The organism is Sphingomonas sp. Tas61C01 (genome assembly GCF_052567495.1).
This window is the reverse complement of the sequence record NZ_CP199583.1, coordinates 2,477,908-2,495,281: the sequence shown is the minus strand read 5'-3', so window position 1 is coordinate 2,495,281 and position 17,374 is coordinate 2,477,908. Positions and strand designations below refer to the sequence as shown.

General features: G+C 64.4%; 18 protein-coding genes. 7 read left to right on the top strand and 11 right to left on the bottom strand.

The features are described 5' to 3' along the window. Nucleotides 1-27: 27 nt before the first annotated feature. On the top strand, nucleotides 28-4,965 hold the full coding sequence (locus tag ACT009_RS11610; RefSeq protein ID WP_445191238.1) for a phage tail length tape measure family protein: 4,938 nt from the start codon (nucleotides 28-30) through the stop codon (nucleotides 4,963-4,965). A gap of 115 nt (nucleotides 4,966-5,080) precedes the next feature. Here the strand turns inward: ACT009_RS11610 and ACT009_RS11605 are convergent, their stop codons facing one another. Next, nucleotides 5,081-5,422, bottom strand: a complete 342-nt coding sequence (locus ACT009_RS11605) for a PilZ domain-containing protein (protein ID WP_445191237.1) — start codon at nucleotides 5,420-5,422, stop codon at nucleotides 5,081-5,083. A gap of 364 nt (nucleotides 5,423-5,786) precedes the next feature. Here ACT009_RS11605 and ACT009_RS11600 point away from each other — a divergent pair, with 364 nt between their 5' ends. The 3 genes from ACT009_RS11600 to opgC all read left to right on the top strand — a co-directional run bounded on the left by ACT009_RS11600 (nucleotide 5,787) and on the right by opgC (nucleotide 8,617). Then, the gene (locus tag ACT009_RS11600; protein WP_445191236.1) at nucleotides 5,787-6,236 is read left to right on the top strand and encodes a MucR family transcriptional regulator; all 450 of its coding nucleotides are present in this window, start codon (nucleotides 5,787-5,789) and stop codon (nucleotides 6,234-6,236) included. 333 nt (nucleotides 6,237-6,569) lie between these two features. Next, the gene (locus ACT009_RS11595; RefSeq protein WP_445191235.1) at nucleotides 6,570-7,187 is read left to right on the top strand and encodes a PEPxxWA-CTERM sorting domain-containing protein; all 618 of its coding nucleotides are present in this window, start codon (nucleotides 6,570-6,572) and stop codon (nucleotides 7,185-7,187) included. 293 nt (nucleotides 7,188-7,480) lie between these two features. Further along, on the top strand, nucleotides 7,481-8,617 hold the full coding sequence (gene opgC / locus ACT009_RS11590; protein ID WP_445191234.1) for an OpgC domain-containing protein: 1,137 nt from the start codon (nucleotides 7,481-7,483) through the stop codon (nucleotides 8,615-8,617). Here the strand turns inward: opgC and ACT009_RS11585 are convergent. Next, nucleotides 8,575-9,195 carry an ATP-dependent DNA ligase gene (locus ACT009_RS11585; RefSeq protein ID WP_445191233.1) on the bottom strand — a complete coding sequence of 207 codons (621 nt, stop codon included), beginning with the start codon at nucleotides 9,193-9,195 and terminating at the stop codon, nucleotides 8,575-8,577. The genes opgC and ACT009_RS11585 overlap by 43 nt on opposite strands. A 270-nt stretch (nucleotides 9,196-9,465) precedes the next feature. On the opposite strand from ACT009_RS11585, the gene ACT009_RS11580 reads away from it, so the two are divergent. Next, complete coding sequence (locus tag ACT009_RS11580; RefSeq protein ID WP_445191232.1) at nucleotides 9,466-9,714, top strand: hypothetical protein; 249 nt, start codon at nucleotides 9,466-9,468, stop codon at nucleotides 9,712-9,714. A gap of 102 nt (nucleotides 9,715-9,816) precedes the next feature. On the opposite strand, the gene ACT009_RS11575 is transcribed toward ACT009_RS11580, so the two are convergent. The 9 genes from ACT009_RS11575 to ACT009_RS11535 all read right to left on the bottom strand — a co-directional run bounded on the left by ACT009_RS11575 (nucleotide 9,817) and on the right by ACT009_RS11535 (nucleotide 15,496). After that, on the bottom strand, nucleotides 9,817-10,731 hold the full coding sequence (locus tag ACT009_RS11575) for a hypothetical protein (protein WP_445191231.1): 915 nt from the start codon (nucleotides 10,729-10,731) through the stop codon (nucleotides 9,817-9,819). Between the two features lie 18 nt (nucleotides 10,732-10,749). Continuing rightward, nucleotides 10,750-11,316, bottom strand: coding sequence for a hypothetical protein (locus ACT009_RS11570; RefSeq protein ID WP_445191230.1), 567 nt, complete (start codon nucleotides 11,314-11,316; stop codon nucleotides 10,750-10,752). Then, nucleotides 11,313-11,831, bottom strand: a complete 519-nt coding sequence (locus ACT009_RS11565; protein WP_445191229.1) for a hypothetical protein — start codon at nucleotides 11,829-11,831, stop codon at nucleotides 11,313-11,315. Before ACT009_RS11565 ends, ACT009_RS11570 begins: the two co-directional genes overlap by 4 nt. After that, entirely contained in the window at nucleotides 11,825-13,138 is a 1,314-nt protein-coding gene (locus ACT009_RS11560; RefSeq protein ID WP_445191228.1) for an AAA family ATPase, read from the bottom strand. The genes ACT009_RS11565 and ACT009_RS11560 overlap by 7 nt, the downstream gene beginning before the upstream one ends. A gap of 10 nt (nucleotides 13,139-13,148) precedes the next feature. Continuing rightward, nucleotides 13,149-13,724: a hypothetical protein gene (locus ACT009_RS11555; protein WP_445191227.1), complete on the bottom strand. Its 576-nt coding sequence runs from the start codon at nucleotides 13,722-13,724 to the stop codon at nucleotides 13,149-13,151. Further along, entirely contained in the window at nucleotides 13,721-14,119 is a 399-nt protein-coding gene (locus ACT009_RS11550; protein WP_445191226.1) for a hypothetical protein, read from the bottom strand. Before ACT009_RS11550 ends, ACT009_RS11555 begins: the two co-directional genes overlap by 4 nt. After that, nucleotides 14,116-14,313, bottom strand: coding sequence for a helix-turn-helix domain-containing protein (locus ACT009_RS11545; RefSeq protein ID WP_445191225.1), 198 nt, complete (start codon nucleotides 14,311-14,313; stop codon nucleotides 14,116-14,118). Before ACT009_RS11545 ends, ACT009_RS11550 begins: the two co-directional genes overlap by 4 nt. Before the next feature lie 68 nt (nucleotides 14,314-14,381). Then, complete coding sequence (locus tag ACT009_RS11540) at nucleotides 14,382-15,095, bottom strand: hypothetical protein (RefSeq protein WP_445191224.1); 714 nt, start codon at nucleotides 15,093-15,095, stop codon at nucleotides 14,382-14,384. A gap of 32 nt (nucleotides 15,096-15,127) precedes the next feature. After that, the gene (locus ACT009_RS11535; protein WP_445191223.1) at nucleotides 15,128-15,496 is read right to left on the bottom strand and encodes a helix-turn-helix domain-containing protein; all 369 of its coding nucleotides are present in this window, start codon (nucleotides 15,494-15,496) and stop codon (nucleotides 15,128-15,130) included. Between the two features lie 87 nt (nucleotides 15,497-15,583). Here ACT009_RS11535 and ACT009_RS11530 point away from each other — a divergent pair, with 87 nt between their 5' ends. Next, nucleotides 15,584-16,177, top strand: a complete 594-nt coding sequence (locus tag ACT009_RS11530) for a hypothetical protein (protein WP_445191222.1) — start codon at nucleotides 15,584-15,586, stop codon at nucleotides 16,175-16,177. After that, nucleotides 16,177-17,349, top strand: a complete 1,173-nt coding sequence (locus ACT009_RS11525; protein ID WP_445191221.1) for a tyrosine-type recombinase/integrase — start codon at nucleotides 16,177-16,179, stop codon at nucleotides 17,347-17,349. Before ACT009_RS11530 ends, ACT009_RS11525 begins: the two co-directional genes overlap by 1 nt. Nucleotides 17,350-17,374: the final 25 nt, after the last annotated feature.

Below are 17,374 nucleotides of genomic sequence, written 5' to 3'. Positions count from 1 at the left end.
CGGGCACAGCAGCTCCCGAGGCGCCCGATGGCCAATGGTCTGAACACCTTCCCATTGATCCTCTCGGTTCGCGAGGATGGCGCCCTCAACAGCACCACGCGCGGGATCGAGCAGTTCCTGACCGCCTCCGCCGATCGCGCCGGCAAAGCATTCGTCGCCGCCGGCGCCCGCGCCAACGAGGCGTTCAACCTCACCGGTGCGCGTCGCGAGGTCGAGAAGTTCGTCGCATCGTCGACGGCGCTGCTCAGCCAGCGCTCGGCGGCCGCGACCGACCCGCTCGGCATCCGTTCCGCCCTCGCCGGGCTGTCGTCGTCGCCGCTCCAGCGCGTGATCAACGAGCAGGCCTCGGCAGAACAGTCGCTGGCGGCACAGCGCGCCCGAGCCCGCGATGAGTATCTCGCCGGTATTCAGCGCCAGGCCGACGCCGCGATCGCCGGGATCCGCGCCGAGACCGCCGCCCGCACCGCGGCGTTCCAGCAGGCTGCGAACGAAGGCAACGCGCTGGCATCGCTCCAACGGCAGCAGGTCGATCAGGCCGCCGGCTATCTTTCCCGCCAGACCGGGCCGACGGTGACGCTAGACCCGGTCGGCGCCCGCGCCGCCGCCGCGGCGGCTCGTGCGCAAGCAACCGAGCTCGAGGCCGTTGCCCGCGCCGCCGAGCACAGCCGCGACACCGCGGAGCGCGCCACCGCCGCCGACCTCAATCTCGCCACCGCCAGCCGGACCGCGGCTGACGCGGCGAAGCAGCATGCGACCCGCCTCGCCGAGGTCGCGGTTGCCGAGCAGCGGACGCAGGAGGTGCTGAAAGCGACGACGGGCGCGATCGAGCGGCAGGGCGCGGCCACCTCGAAGCTATCGACGCTGCGGAAGCAGACGCTGGTCTACACCGCATCGGATATCGTCGCCTCGCTCGGCAGCGGGATCGATCCCTTCCGCATCCTCCTCCAGCAGGGCCCGCAGGTCGCGCAGGTGTTCGCGCTGGAACAGGCGGGCTTGCGCGGTGTCCTCGGCCTGCTGACACCGACGACGATAGCGGTGGGTGCACTCACCGGTGCGACGATCGCCGGCGCGGCGGCGTACCTCACCTATGCCAATGCCCTCGATCGCTTCACGGCACTGGCGCAGGGCAGCGGCCGCGTGCTCGGCGTCACCGGCGCCCAGCTCGAAGCCAATGCCGTCGCCGCGGCGCGGGCGGGCAACATCACCGTTGCCGCGGCACGTGACATCGAAGCCGCCTATGTGCAGACCGGCCAGATCGGCGCCGATGTGCTCACGGGTCTGACGGCACTGACCAGCGATTTCGCCGCGGCGACGGGGCAGTCGGCGCAGGACGCACAGAAGCAGCTCGCCGCCGCCTTCGTCGATCCGGCAAAGGGCGCCGACGATCTCGCCGCCAAGTACGGCACCGTCAGCCAGGCCGCTGCCGATTACATCCAGACGCTGGTTCAGCAGGGCGATGTCACCTCGGCGCAGCTGGTGCTGCTCCAGCAGCTGCAGCCGGCATTCGACGGCGCCGCCGAGCACGCCAACGTCTTCGCCCAGGGCCTCCACAACATCGAGCTCGCCGCATCCAAGGCATACGATTTCGTCGGCCGGCTGCTCGACCGTATGGCAACCGGCGGCTCGCTGCAGGACCAGATCAAGACGCTGGAGGCGAAGCGAGACGCCGGGCCCAGCGTCGGGCAGCTGATCACCGGCAACGATCCCCGCCCGGCGCTCCAGGCGCAGATCGATGGTTTGCGCTACCAGCTGCGGCAGGAGGCGGCGCGGTCGACCCTGGCGCAGACCAACCGGGCCCAGGCGAACGGGCAGGCGGTGACCGACCAGTACACCGGCGCCAACGTCCTCGCCGGCTATCAGGCTTCCGCGGGCAAGCTGCGGGCATCGCTGAAGACGAGCCTGCCGCCGGAAGATCGTCGGGCACAGACCGAGGCGCTCGCGGCCTATACCCACGCGATCGACACCTTCATCCCGCGGCAGGACAAGGCGAACCAGCTGGCCGCGCTCGACGTCAAGATCGCCGCGGCGAAGAGCCCGGCGGAGAAGTCCCGACTGGCGTCGCAGCGGGCGCTGCTCAACAGCGCCGGCCAGGTGATCACGGCCGCCGATGCGCAGGCGCAGGCGACGTCGCGCGGCGAGACTGCCAGCATCCGGGCCACCGGCGCCACCAACGCCCACGCCGCGGCGCTGCGCCGACACGCCGAGGCATTCGCCCAGGATCAGGCCGCAGCATCGGACAAGGTGCAGCGCATCGCCGAGCGGTTCGACAAGGCGCCGACGCTGGTCGACCAGAGCAAGGCCGCGGTGCGCGACCTCGACGAGCTGATCGCGAAGTACGGCAAGCTCAACGACGCCACCTCGCAGGCGATCGCTGCCAAGGCGCGGCTGGCGCGGGCAACTGTCGACGCCGCCCCGCAATCCGCGATCGAGCAGGCGACCGCGGAGCTGACCGACCAGCTGGTGATCACTGACCTGATCTCGCAGGGCCGCGAGACCGAGGCCGATGCTCTCCAGGATAAGCTCGCGCTGCTGAAGCGCATTGGCGTCGAGCTCGGCAAGGGGACGCCGGCGCAGGAGGCGGCGATCGGCGATTACGACACCGCCCGGGCGAAGCGCGACCGTGCCGGCTTCGACAGCCGCTTCACCGGCGACGAACGGCTGGCGGCCGGCGAAGCCGCGGCACTGCGCGCCGAGATCGAAGGCCGCAGCGACATCGCCGAGCTCATCCGCGAGCAGGTCCGCTACGAGGCCGAAGGCACCAAGCTGAACGCGGTGCAGCTGGAGCAGCTACGCCAGCGGCTCGCCACCGAATACCAGCTGACCCGCCAGGCGGAACAGCACGCCCGCCTGATCGACATCCAGGTCGGCGCTGCCCGCGATCTGCAGGCGGCGCTGACCGAGGCGTTGACCGACCCGTTCAAGAAGGGATCGCTCGGCAATCTCGACAAGGCGATCACCTCGATCCGCAAGACCCGCATCGCCCAGGAGCTCAGCGTGAAGCTGTTCGGCGACATGGGCGACAATGTCGAGCGTGCGCTGACTCGCGGATCGGCACCACTGCATACCGCGGCCGACGATCTCCGCGCATCGGCCAAGGAACTCAGCGCCGCAGCGCGCGCCCAGCTGGAGGCCGGCGCCGCGGCGGCACGCGGGCCGCTCGCCGTCGACGCTCCGTCGTTCGCGCAGCTCGCCACCACGCCGTCCGCCTTCGGCATCACCAGCCGCTCGGGATTGCAGGCCGGCCCCGACGAGATCCTGGTCGGCGGTCGACCGATCGCGGACAATCCCTTTGCCGGCACGCCCAGCCCGTTCGCCGAAACCACGCTGAAGCCGGACCTGTCCGAGCTGTCGAAGCAGTTGCGGCTATCGGTGAAGGCGAACACCGGCGACAAGATCGCGTCGACGCTGGACCGCTTCCAGGTCCCGCTCACCTACTTGGCCGGCGCGGTCGGCGGCAAGGCCGGCGGCGTCTTCAGCGCGCTCGCCAACGTGCCAGAATACGAGAAGATCGGCGAGACGATCGGCCGCAGCCTTGGCAACTCGCAGGCCGGTGCCGCGATCGGGCAGGGTGTGGGTGCTGGGCAGGCGTCGGACCAGTTGCTGAAGGCGCTCGGCGTCAAATCGTCGAAGCTCGGCGCCAGCATCGGCGGCGCGATCGGCAACGCCATCCTCCCCGGAATCGGCGGCTTCATCGGCGGTGCGATCGGTGGTGCCGTCGGCGGCCTGTTCAAGAAGTCGAAATACGCGAGCTCGGACCTCAACATCACGAACGGCGTCGCCAGCGCCGGCGCGGCGAGCGGGCGCGGCGGCAAGGAATTGACGACGGCCAACGCGCTCGGCGGCTCGCTCGCCACCAGCCTCAACTCGATCGCGCAGTCGCTCGGGGTGCAGCTCGGATCGGCAGCGGTCTCGATCGGCTATCGTCCCGGCCACAGCGCGCCTGCCTACCGCGTCGACCCGACTGGCAAGGGCGCCGTCAAGAACGGCTCGGTCCAGGCGTTCGAGACCGAAGAGGAGGCGGTCGCCTACGCGATCCGCGATGCCATCAACGACGGCGTGCTGAACGGCGTGCGCGCCTCGACACGTCGCCTGATCACCGCCGGCGCAGACCTGCAGGCCCAGCTGAACAAGGCGCTCGCCTTCGAGGGCGTGTTCACCGAGCTGAAGACCTATACCGACCCGGTCGGGGCCGCGATCGACGCGCTGGACAAGCAGTTCGCTGGTCTGCGGAGCATCTTCGCCGAGGCTGGCGCCAGCACCGAGGAATATTCGCAGCTCGAACAGCTCTACGCCCTGAAGCGCGCCGATGCCGTGAAGGCGGCGGCCAAGGACGTGACATCGACGCTGCAGGGCCTGCTCGACGATCTCAGGTACAAGGGCGATACCGGGTTGTCGCTCCGGACGCGCAATGCCGCGGCGCTGGCAGCGTTCAACCCGCTGGCCGATACCGTCCGCGGCGGCGGTGTGGTCGATCAGAACGACTTCAGCGACAAGGCTCGCGCGCTCCTCGACATCCAGCGGCAGCACTACGGCTCGACGTCGACGTACTTCGACCAGCTGGCAGACATCACGAATCTGACGGCAAAGGCGATCACCAACGCCGGCGGCACGGTGACCGCGATCACCAGCCAGGTCCAGGCCGCGGCGCAGCAGGCCGCGCTGGCACCTGCGAACGACAATGCCGCCGCATACCGCGCCGCCAACTCGTCACCGATCGCGAGCGCGATCCAGGCGTCGCAGCTGACGCCGTCACAGAGCGGGGCGGCGGCACAGGCGCCGTTCAACACGGCGGACATGGTCGCGGCGATCGGTCGGCAGACCGATGCTCTGGGAAAGCGGATCGAGGCGCAGACGGCGACAACGGCTTCCGGCTTCGAGCTACTGATCGGCACCACCTCGCGGCTGGGCGGAAGCAGCACGCCGAGCAGCATCACCGGCCTCGCTCGCGCACTGCGAAACGCCTGAAATCACCACTTTCTGACCTAACGTTTCGACCGTTCGTAGCGTCGATCGACGTAGCGTAAACGCTGGAACCCGCGGAAATCTGCGGATCTGAGTTCACGCTACGCCGATCGTTCGGTCAATCGACGGCAGACTGGTCGCTTGCGCCGATGATCTGCTCGACGACGGCGGTCGGCAGTGATCGTGCATAATCCAGCCCGGCTTGATCACCCTTCGACCAGGCGATCCAACCCTCGACGTTTACCGCTCCCGGCAGCATCAGTGTCACGTACCGGCCGAGGGGAAGGCCGCCAGGCACGGCCAGTAGACAGCCATCAGTCGATAGGTCGATTACCCGAACACCGATCTGCGTCGGGTGCACTTGGGTCTCCAGGAAAGCTGCGATGTTCATCCGCCGGCGGTCGGCTCGGCGCTCATCCAGATCGAGCCAGGCGGGCAGGGGCTTCAATTGCGCTGTCATGGCCAATGCTATGCGCGAGCGACGGTGATCCGGTCTGAAGGTTCCTGCTTAATAGAAGAGGGATGTTTCGAAGGTCGCAGCGGTGGCTTTGCCGCAACAAAAAGCGGCGCCCGCCACGATACGCTACCGGTGGCGGGCGCCAGTTACTAGGGCAGCCTGGTTGCAGACAGGCTGCAGAAGCGAGCTAGCGCCGTGCTGGTTAACCGCTGATGCGAACATTGTTCATCCTCGGTGCAATATTCATCCTACCGCACGTTGATCTTCCGCTCCGGCTAACCTAGGTCACCTGTGCGGGAGCGACCCGAAAAAGGAACATGCTTTGCAAGATGAAATGAACGCTGTGGAACTAGCCACCGAGTTGACGATGGCTTGGCTCGCCAATCCGAACACTCGCGTAAACGCGGACGATGTGCCGGCTGTTCTACAGAAAATGCATGCGGCCGTGACGGGGCTTGATGCGCCGGCCGAGCCCGAAGCGGCAGCAGCTCAGGAGTTCAATCCTGCCGTCTCGGTACGCAAGTCTCTGGCGTCGCCGGATCACATCATTTCGATGATCGATGGCAAGCGGTACAAGACTCTGAAACGGCATCTTGGCACCAATGGATTGACGCCGGCGGAGTATCGGGAGCGCTATGGCCTGAAGGCCGATTACCCGATGGTGGCGCCGGCCTATGCTGCGGCGCGCAGCGCGATGGCGAAGTCTATCGGTCTGGGCCAGAAGCGCGCCAAGAGCGATGATGCGGGATCGGCACCGATCGCGAAGAAGCGGACGACCAAGGCGCGCGCGAACGCCGGTAGCGACCCGGCCGAGTAGAGGCACCACACGGAGGCGCCGGCCGACCCGACTGGCGCCTCCGTGCTTCTGAACAGCAGTCGGGATCGAGTTACGTTGCGCGGACCAGTGTTCCTCTACCCGCTCCGGCAAGATAACGGTGTCACCGCTTTCGCCGAGTGGTTGAGATCTCACGATAAAGTCCGTCGTTAGGCACGCAACGGTTCCAAGATGGCACAGCCGTAAGGTTAATGCCGGGGTAATTGCCTTTGGCAAATCCTGAATAACTGTTCATCAAGCCGGCAGATCTCGCCGCCGCGGCGCTGATCCGACCAGGCGGGCGGTCCAATGCCGGCACATGGGGGATTTGCTATAATGAAGACTCGTTTGTTGGCCGCAGCGGCCGCACTTCTCGTTTCGACCAGCATAGTCGCGCCGGCACAAGCTGCGCCCATCACTTACACTCTCACTGGTAGCTTCACTGGCGTAAATGGTGGCCCTTTCACCAACGTCGACGCGATCTTCACCGGTTTGGGCGACACCGACGATGCGGGACCGTTCCCGGGCCTCTCGAACGCTACGCTAGTGCCGCTCAGCTCGTTCAGCGCCGTGGCCGGTGGTCTGACATACACGTTCACCACGCCGATCTCCTTCTTCGTCAATCGCGACGACAACTTCGCTGGCTTTGTCGACAGCCCGCTTACGAAGGGCTTCGTGCGATTTATCGGCACCTCGCCGACCGGCTTCACGAGCTATGATGGAGTCTCGACGCTCGCGCCGACCGCTGCGACCTTCTACACCGACGTCAACACCGGCACCTTCAATACCGATCGTGGCGACGTTTTTGTGTCGTCGGCAACTGGCCTTACGCTGTCGGCAACTATCGCCGCCGTGCCCGAGCCCGCTACCTGGGCGATGATGCTCGTCGGTTTCGGCATGATGGGCGCTGCGATGCGCTATCGCCGCCGTTCGACGTCGACGGTTTACGCATAGGTCTTCCCTGACTTCCCTATGCGATGAGAGAGCCGCCGGCCGAAAGGTTGGCGGCTTTTTCGTGGGCCCGGCTGGTCGAGTCGTCCTGCTATCTTCTCACGAACCGGAGAAATTTCGGCGCCTCCACACGCTCGAAGATGTGCTCCGCCCTGGGCTGTTCATCGAGGTTCGCCGCCAGTCAGGCTGAGCTCTGAATTTTGGGGTTACGCCGCACACTTATCGAAGCTAGCTTGGCATGCTGCACAGCAGCATACTTGGAGGTTGGCATCTCACAGGAACGGGCAAGTCGCGACGTGCGCATCGACATCCTCCGCGGGATGGCGATTATATTCATCGTCACCAACCACGTGACAGCCCGTCTGTACAAGCCCGAGATGAATAGCTTTTCATTCCCGACGCCTTCTCGGTACGGGTATTCGTCGGCAGCTGAGATCTTCGTGATGCTATCCGGCTACATGGTTGGCTTCATATATTTCAAGAGGGATGACGTTGTATCCCGTCTACGGACTCGTTCATTACAACTTTACAGCTACAATCTTCTGACGTTTGTGGCCTGTTTGCCATTTCTACTTTACATCGCACAATTCCAGCCGGATCGCTTTAATCTGGCCTATCTGAACGAGGATCCGTTCAAAGCCATGGCCAGCTTCGTTGCGTTGGCGTACGCGCCATCGCTTCTCGATATTATGCGGCTGTACATAGCTATCATGTTGATCAGTACGGTGTTGATCGCCATTGGCCGCAGGTCAGAGCTCGTGGCCTTCGGCATTTCGGCCTTGGCATACAGCTTAACCACGGCGCTTTACCTTATAGACATTGATCGTGTGCTTCCGACGAGCTTCTACTGGTTTGCTAATCCATTCTGCTGGCAGTTTGTTTTCTTCATCATGATTTGCCTAGGCAAACGCCGGTTCCATCTCAAATTTTTCGCTCGTCTCGAGGGTATTAATCTCGTTGGACATGCTGTCATCTGGTTACTCGTGGCTGTGTCAGCATATTCAGCAAAACATAGCTGGCTCGAAAACATACCAGCGAGCGACGTTATGGCCAGCAAAGAAGCACTTGGGCCAGTCAGACTTATCCACGCTCTCTTGATGTTGATCTTCTATGGTTCGGTAGTCACGTTAGCCAAGTCATTTCTAACTATCGAACCATTTCGCACCACCGCGACGATGGGGAAGTACAGTCTCCAGTGCTTCCTGCTGAGTGTATGGCTTACATATGGGGTTGTGACTGTCGCGAACGTGACTGACGGGGATTATGCTCAATACGTAGCTAGCACAATCGGTATGCTGGCAATCATCGCCCTCTTTGCTCGCTGGAAGGACCGACGTCCTGTTGGGGGATCGCCCCTGGCCCATGAAGCGAAGCAGGAGCGTCGCGACCGTCACGACTTCACCTTGGACCACGCGGACGATCGACCGCGGTGATATCTTGAGCCAGGCGACTTGATGACCAAGCCTTCACCGCCCGCTGACCACACCCGCTCTGCCGCAGCGCCGATCGTTTCGGCCGAGCCCAGCACGCACCACGGGAGCACGCTAACTGCGGACAGGGCACATGATGCCGCTGCGGCGTCCAATGCAGCGAGCCGAGCCGTCAACGGCGTCGTGCAGTCGTTCTGGCGGTGGTGTTCGAGTGGCAGGGCGTCGAATAGGTGGAGCAGGCCTGCGTTGCCATCCTTGCCCTGCCGTTGAAAATGCCGGGTCGTGGGGCGCAGGGCGCCGTCGACCTGCTGCTCGGCATCTATCATCATAGGCCTGCCGAACGCAGCCTGGATCTGCCGGAGGTCGGCGACGATGTGGTCGACGCCAAGAATCGGGTTCCCTTCCCGGCTGATCAGGCGGTCGCCCAGCCAAAGGGCTCTGATCCCGTCGACCTTCTGCTGCACCACTAGGCCGCCGTCGGGGACGTCTCCACGCCACTCGCTTGCGAGCATGCACAGCGCGACCGGCTGCGGCTTGAGGTGCGGGTAGCGCACAGGTGGCGGTGAGGGAAAGTGGAGCACAGGTGCAGCATAGAACAGGATGCATGCAAAGCAACATCAGCGAGCAAATAAATGGGTCCTACCATATGTAGTGGTAAGACTAAGCGGTGAGGGGCCCCTTTTTACATCTCTGACCACCATAAATATGTTTACGTTAGTCAACGATTGTCGGGCGGCCGCGTGGAAATACCAATCCGCTTGAGGTTTTCAGCGGCGCCGCTGACCCGTCCGGCTTGCATTTGCTCGCGAGACGCCGAAAGGCCGGCGCCAGGGTGGCTTAAGGTAATTGCGATGAGGACCGGTGTGATCCCGTGGGACGCCGATGCGACCGTTGTGCGGCTGGCATCGCCAGGCGGCGGAGGTGACCCTCAATTGACGTTTGAAGGGAAGCTCGGCGAGGCTGTGCGCTCCCTGAGGATGCTAAGTCGGTCGGAGCTGCGCAGCTATCGCATCTCTTTGCCGAACCATCACTCGCATCCGCGGTCGTTCGAGGGGAACGATCTATACGTGCTGCTCACGATCGAGCCGACCGACTATTGATGGCGGAACGCAAACCCGTGTCGATGTCGGAAGGTGGGCCGCCGGCGGTCCCGCGCCGACGGCCCGCGCAGCGCGGAAGGAGAAACCGCGCCACGCATCTCGTCACGCCGCCACGAGCTGCGACATGTGCCGCTGCTCGGCGATCGGTCGGCGCGAGAAGCTGACTGCCGCTGCGACCATCTTGTTGAGCTCGGCCATGTCGGCCGCCGACGGTAGCTCCAGCTCGATCGGCGACGGTGGCGTGACCATCATCTGGCGAGTGCCGATGGTTCGCGCGAAGGTCACCAGGTTCGTTCCGACCTTCGCGACGCTCTCGGCCTGCGCCTCCACCAGCCGGGTGATATGGCGGCAAGCATGCTTGGCCAGGTCGGCGGCTTCGTCCTGCTCGCGCCGGATCGAACGCCGCGCCGAGGCTGCGGACTCGCGAACCCGGATGAACTCGGCGTGCGCGGCATCGGCCGCGCCGGCTAGCTCTTCGAAACGGGCAACTGCTGGCGGTGTCGGCTGGCCGCGGTAGCGCATGGAGTGATCATCGCGGATGTCGCGAGCACGGGCGTAACGGGCCCATGCTGCCACCTGCTCGGCGTCCAGCCGAGTGATCCGCTCCTCCGCCTTCGTCGCGCGACGCTGCCTTGCGTCGATATCGATCTCGGCGAGCGCCTCCCGAGCGAATAGGACAGCGTCGGCAACGGTCATGCCGGCCTCGATGCGCCGGACCTCGGCGCGCGTGGCGTCGAGGATCTGACCTTCGAGGGACTCGATGCGCGCCTCGCCGCCTTTCAGCGCCTCCAGCAGCTCCGCATGCTCGGCGGTGAGTGACGCGGCCGATGGCTCCCCCTCGACGTCCGGGCCGGCGACGAACTTCGCGAACGCGTCGACCGGCGCCCGCGACTGTGCTTCCGCGAGTTTCGGCTCCAGGTCGGCAATGAGCTGCCGTAGCTGCTCGACATGCTCGATTGTGGTTTCGAGGTTCTGGCGCAGGGCGGTGATGTGAGGAGATGTGATTGGGGCGGGCATCGGAGTTCCTTTCGTGGTTCAGCGGCGGTTGGCGGAGCGGGCTTTTGCCCACATGGCATCGATTGCGCCGCGATCGGGTGCGGGCGGCTCGACCGGTCCGGCGGACGTGGCAAGCGCCGCAAGGATCGGGGCAGCGGCCTCGACGTAACGCGCCTGCTGCGCCTCGAAAACACGCCGATCTGCAGCAGCCTTGGCGTCGGCCTGGAGCTTCGCGGCGCGCGCGGCGGCGGCGCGATCAGCGGCGACCTTGGCGGCGGATGCACGCTTCGCAGCCGCGGCGCGGGCGATCGCGGCCTCCTTCGCCTGTGCGGCTTGGGTTGCCTTCGCCGACGCCGCCTGCCGCTCGCGCAGCCGCGCCGCGGCCGCCTTCTGGTCGGCAAGGCGTTGCGCCTCGACCGCCGCGGCATGCCGGGCGCGCGCTGCGGCAGCTGCCTTGTGGTCGGCAAACCGGAGACCTGATCCTGCGGCGACGCCGGCCGGCGGGTTCGCCGGCGGATCGCGGTCAGGGGCACTTGCGGAAGCGTGCTTCGCCTGGATGGCGCGGGCGGCGCGCGACACGCCGTAGAAGCGGTTGGTGGCGGTCACAGGATCTTTCCTTCTGCAAGCCAGACGCAAAATCGGTCGGCAGTTTGGCCAAAATTGTCGGTGGAAAACGTGATGCCAGCTGCGGTAGCGGCAGCGGTGAATGCGCCTGAGAGCACCGGGTCGGCCTGGAGGATGCGGAGTGACACCCGCAAGAAGCGCTCCTCCTCCCTATGTACCGTCAGCTCTAGGCGATCTGCACGCGCTGTAGCAGCTGTGGCGGCTCGACTGACGGCAGCAAGGGTCAGACGGGCACGGCCGGTCGCGTCGGTGCCGACGGGCACGTCGACGGCAACCTTGGCGGCCGGCACTCGCTTGGCGAGCCACGTGAGCAGCTCAGTCGGCGCGACCGCAGGCTGCTGCCCAGCCGCGAGATCACGCGCGGTAGCGCATGCGGTGTCGGCGGCGGTCTCGATCAGGTCGGCGACGCGTCGAGCGGTGGCGGCTTTGTCCTGCAGGTCGACCAACGCGATCGCCTGCCGTCGGAGTTTCGTGGCATTCCCGAGCGTGTTCAGCATGGTTGGGCTCCGTGGTCAGCGGCGTCCAAGGCATCGGCAGCATCCTCTTCTTCGGGCGCGCCCGCCGAAGGAGCGGCGCCCGTATTAGTACGAAGTACTAGGGGGCACGTGCGCGTGCGGGTTGGTGCGCTGCTTGGTGCAGGGTCGGTGCGGGTTGGTGCACCGGGTTCGTGCATGGTTGGTGCGGGGGTTGGTGCACTTTGGGAGGCCATTCCCAGGCCCAGAACCTTGGCTCGATTGTCGCGGCGATAGACGACCTCACCGTTGCGGATCGTGCCGAGATGCAGCAGCCTTTCCATCGCCGCTTCGAAGCCATGGATCGTCATCTTCCGTGCTGTTGGCATCTTCGCGAAGACGCGTGGCGCGTAGTTCGAGGCCGATGGTGCCGGCGAGGTCGCTCGCTGTTCGGCTGTCGCTTTCGCGAGGCACTCCAGAAAGCGCTCGTTCTCCACGGATGCGCGGAGCATGCCATCTCGCTCCCGCGCCGTATCCGGCTCGAAATCGGTTTCCAGGCGGAAAGCCCATTCGCTCCAGAAGAAGCGCAGCTCGGCACCCCGTCGCGAGTAGTTCGGCTTCGAGTTACGGAGGATGCGCAGATCGGGATCGTGCACGGACCCGTCTTCGGCCTTGTCGAGCGTCAGAAAGAGGCGCGCGCGAACCTGGTTCTCCCATGCTGTAGATCCTGAGAACTCGTCGCCGCTTTTGTTCGGATGGCCCAGCAGGATCACGACCCCGCCTATTTCTTCGGCGTACCCGTCGAGCAGGCCCACAAATGCAGCAACGTGGTTCCGTTTGATCTCGTCGCCAGTGAAGAAATGGGCCGTGTTATCCAGAGCCACGTGCGTCGCGCCGACATTGTCCACAGTCGCGCGGAGGCTCTCCCACATCGGAGTGGTACGCATGCGGCCGTCGGTCTCGAATGTGCAGAGCTCCTTGCCTTGCTTGCCCTTCAACGAAATCAGGAACAGTCGGCCGCGGAGCCGTTCCCAGGTGATGCCCAGGGCGGCGTTGATGGCGGCTTGACGCCGATGAAGCTCGTCGACGTCGTCCTCGCACGAGACATAAATGGAGACGCCGGGCCGCAGATCGACACCGAGGAACGACAAGCCCGCGGCGGAGCAGGTCATGCGCTGTTGGATCATGAGCGATTTTCCAACCGCACCGATGCCGGTCAGCAGAATGCATGAACCCCAGGGCTCCCAGCCGTCCAACCCCCACGTGCGGTCCGGCAGCTGGCGCTCACCGAAGGTTGAGGCGTCCAACATCGGCAGCAGGACAGGGCCTGCGCCGGGCGCCGCCTTGGTCATCGCTGCAAGGTTAAGAGGCGAGCTCATCGCGGCGCCTCCGAACATTAACTCGAGGGAGGCGGAGCGGCTTCGAGATGGTGTTCAGGAGCACGTCGCCGAGCGCGCGGTCCGCGACGTCAATCGCCTCGAAGTCGATCAGAGATCTGACCGCGGGCGCCGACCAGTCCGTGACCACAAAGCCTGATCCAGCTGCGCGCAGGAAGTCGAGCGGCGTCCGCAGCATCATCGGTGGAGGCTGATCAGTCCACGAGCGAGCAGCGTTGAGTTGGTCCTCGCCCAGCGCCCAGCCTACGCCTCGGAGTAAGCGCCAGTCGTCCGGGCGTAGTGAGCGCCATGCGACGAGGTCGATGATTTCACCGTCGACCGTTATTGGCTGCACCAGGTGCCGCGGACCGGCGCCGATCTGGAAAAGGCCATTGCCCACAGGTTCGGCATCGACAACTCCGATGGCCGGATGACGCGTCGCGATATTGATCTCAGCAATTGCGCTGCCGGTGACACCGAGCGCCTTGAGATGGTCGATCGCCATCGCGTCGATGTGCGCGATCGAGTCCATCAGGGCTGCTAGATCAACGCCCGATGTCATGCCGCACGCCTCCCGCGAGCCAACAATCCGTCGAGCCATGCCCGCTGGGCGGGAGTAGTGTAGGATTGCGCATTGACGGAGCGGAGGAACTCGCGTTCGCGATGGTTGAAAGCCGCGCCGAGGTTGAGCAGCGCCTGAGCTTCGGCTTGGTGGCGCAGCCAGACCGTTGGCCGAACGGGCTCGGGTGCGAGTGGCGCATGATGCCCAGACGAGAAGGGTTCGGCTTCGTCCAGTCGAAGGCCGACGGTCAGCACGTCGACGAGGTTCACGCCGGACTTCTCCAGCTCGCGATGGAGAATGCGGGCGGCGGCAAGCGCCTCGCCGTCGTGAGGCGATGAGATGCGCGCGGCAATCGCGACAAGCTTCCTCACCTCGGCGGGCGCGAGCGCGATCACGCTGGGCCGACCTCGTTGGGATCTACACGCTGAGCGGCGATCCATGCGGTGACGTCCGCTTCGAGGTAGTAGATCCTCGAACCGATGCGCGTAAACGGGGGGCTCGGACGCTTGTAGCAGCGCCAGCGCTCCAGCGAGTTTGTCCTGATGCCGAGGCGTTCGGCCGCCTGTGCAGTCGTCAAATACCCGCGCATGTGCCACCTCCTTGGCTTGTCTGACACTTGCCGACTTTGTCGGCGCATGTCGGTCCCCCACTTTCAGGCTAGTTTTCGGTCGAAAGTGATAGACCGCGCTGGAGCGCGCGTCGGATCGTCGCATTTGACGGCGGATAGGCGTCGATGGCGCCCCACAGCGTGACAATGAAGTGCGCGAATGGAGACCGGTAGCCAGCAGCGCTCGACTTGCTTGCGGCGGTCGCTGAACAGAACGCCCAATTTTGCCACAGCGTAGCGAGGCCGCCGATCAAGCGGTCAAACGCGAGATCGGGTGCACGATTCGGAAGGTCGAGATCGTCGATCGCGAGACGATCTCGCATCTCGGCGATGCGTTGCGCCATCTGGGCGAACTTTAGCTTGTGAGGCGATTGCGCTGGGTCGTCGGCATCCCACAGCGGCAGCTTCACGCCGGGGAGCACTGTTTCGACCACGTAGCCGTACAGAGCGTGCAGCGATGCTCCGTTCACATCTCGCGGATCCGCCCCCTGCTTTGCTCGGCAGGTGACGCCGATGGCGACCTCCATAGTGATCAAGCTTGTCACCATGTCTTCGAGAGCTTCTCGGATCTGCGCCAGGGGCGCTCCCGATCCTCGCAGCGACAAGAATTTGAGGACGTGCGACGACAGGATGTCCGTAAGCCGGTCGATCTCGTCAGGTGCAGTGCCCGGCACAAGCGCCGCGGCGGCCCGCAGGTGTGGCCACATTGCGGAACTGCTGTTGCCGAGGGCGAATAATGCGGCACCCTGATTGATCAGGCGCATAGGTCGATCCGGCTGCTGGGCGGAGACGGATTTCACCGCGGCGCGCTCGACGAACGGTCAACGATCGTCCAACCGGTCGCCTGCCGCAGCCGCTCTGCATACCGCATCGCTTCCGCGTGATTGGCGAAGTCGGCGTCATGGCCGATGCCCGCGGGAGGCGGAGAGACCATCACGTCAACACGACCGAATGGCTCGTCAGCGATCACGATCACCGGAGCGGCGTCCGCCGCTACCGTTGGACTGAACGCCTTCTGGAGCTCCGAACGCAAAAAGTAGAGCCGGCGGCCGATCTTCCGCACCGGCAGATTGCCCGACTCTACGAGGTGGTAAATTGCTCGTGGCGAAACGCCGACGTAACGGGCGGCAGGCTCAGCGCCTGCGAGAAGGTCATCAGAAAGCACTATGGAACCCCGCTGTTCGGATATGGCACCGTTTCCCTATCGATTCCGTTTGGCTCCGTCAAACGCAAATGGTAGCGTTGACCTTCCATGGCAAACCACGACCGCTTTCAATACCTTTCCTATGGGGAAGTTCTCGACGTCCTAGCGGCGATCCAGCACATAGATGTGGGGCAGCAGAGCGCGTTTTCTTCAAGGATCAAGCATCTTCAGAAGCAAGGCTTTCCGAGCGGAAGCAATACGGGACGCGGGCGAGCCGCCACCTACCAGATTGGCCAAATTGTTGAACTCGCGCTTGTGCTTGAATTCAACCAGATGGGAATCAATCCAGAACGCGCAATTGCAATGTTCAATGAGAATAGCCGAGGATTAAAGAACGCTGTCTTGCTGTGGCTCAGCAATCTCGGATCAGGTAACGCCATCTGGCTCTTCTTTGATCCCCTCGGTCTTCAATCTTTGATGGTACCTGACGCTAAACTCCCTACGTTCACAAAAGTGCAGCACAACGATTTCGCGGGCATCACCGTCGCCTTATCGAAATGGTCAAAGAGCGACGTTAGAAGAGTGTCGCTCATCAATCTGAGCGCGCTGCTTCGTACTCTTTCAGACGTCGCGTCGGAACGGGTGCAGCTTGAGGGAGCGTCGGCGGCGCATGCTTCTATTGAGAAGTGGGCGCGCAGCTGATGGCGATCCGCAAGCGTGCCTGGACCACGCCGGCGGGCGTCGAGCGCACCGCATGGCAGGTCGATTACCGCGACGCCGCCGGCGCGCGCCGATCAAAGCAGTTCGCGAGGAAGAAAGACGCCGAGGCATGGTCGACCCAAGCGACGTGGCATGTCTCTCAGGGCACTCACACGCCAGACTCGCAGTCGATCACGATCACCAAGGCTGCCGAGCTATGGATTGCGCGCGGCGAGCGCGAAGCACTCGAGCCATCGACCCTCGCCGCCTATGGCCAGCATGTCAGGCTGCACATTCGCCCGCTCTGCGGCGACCGCAAGCTCTCGCAGCTGACCAAGCCGATCGTCGAAGGCTACCGCGACACTCTTGTCGACACACTCTCGCGCCCGATGGCGGCCAGGGTGATGCGTTCGCTGTCCGCGATCGTCGGGGAGGCTCAGCGCCGCGGCTATGTCGCACAGAACGTGTGTGCTGGCGTCCAGGTGAAGCGTGCGCAGAGGGAGAAGTCGAAGGTCGTAATTCCGACCAAAGATGAGTTGCGAGCTCTCGTCGCAGCCGCTGGCCAAGTAGCAGAGCCGGCTGCCCTGCCCCTCGTGCTTATCGCGGTCTTCACTGGCCTGCGCGCGTCGGAGTTGCGCGGCGCGACTTGGCGGTCTGTCGACCTGAAGAAGTGCACCCTGTCCGTTGATCAGCGCGCGGACTTCGAGGGCACGATTGGGGCGCCGAAGTCTGGGTCCGGGTACCGGACTATTCCCCTACCCACTGCAGCAGTGAAGGCGTTGCGCGAATGGAAGCTGCGCTGCCCCGCGTCCGACCATGATCTGGTATTTCCATCGATCGCCAAGAAGGTGATGACGCATCGGTACATGACAATGAATGTGCTGGGCCCTGTTCAGGCGGAAGCTGGGCTGATGGACGTTGTCGGCAAGGGTGAAGCCGCGACATCCCGGACAAGGTTTACGCTTCATGATCTGCGACATGCGGCGGCATCGCTGTGGATCGAGCAGCGGGTCAGCGCCAAGCGGATCCAAGGTTGGATGGGGCACTCGTCGATCCAGGTAACGTTCGATACTTACGGCCATCTTTTCGAGCAGGCAGATCAGGATGCTGCTGTCGCGTCCGCAATCGAGCGCGAGCTATTTGCTCCGACGAGCATCCAGGATGCGACCGCCTGACGCCTAACGCGAAGCCGTTGACGGC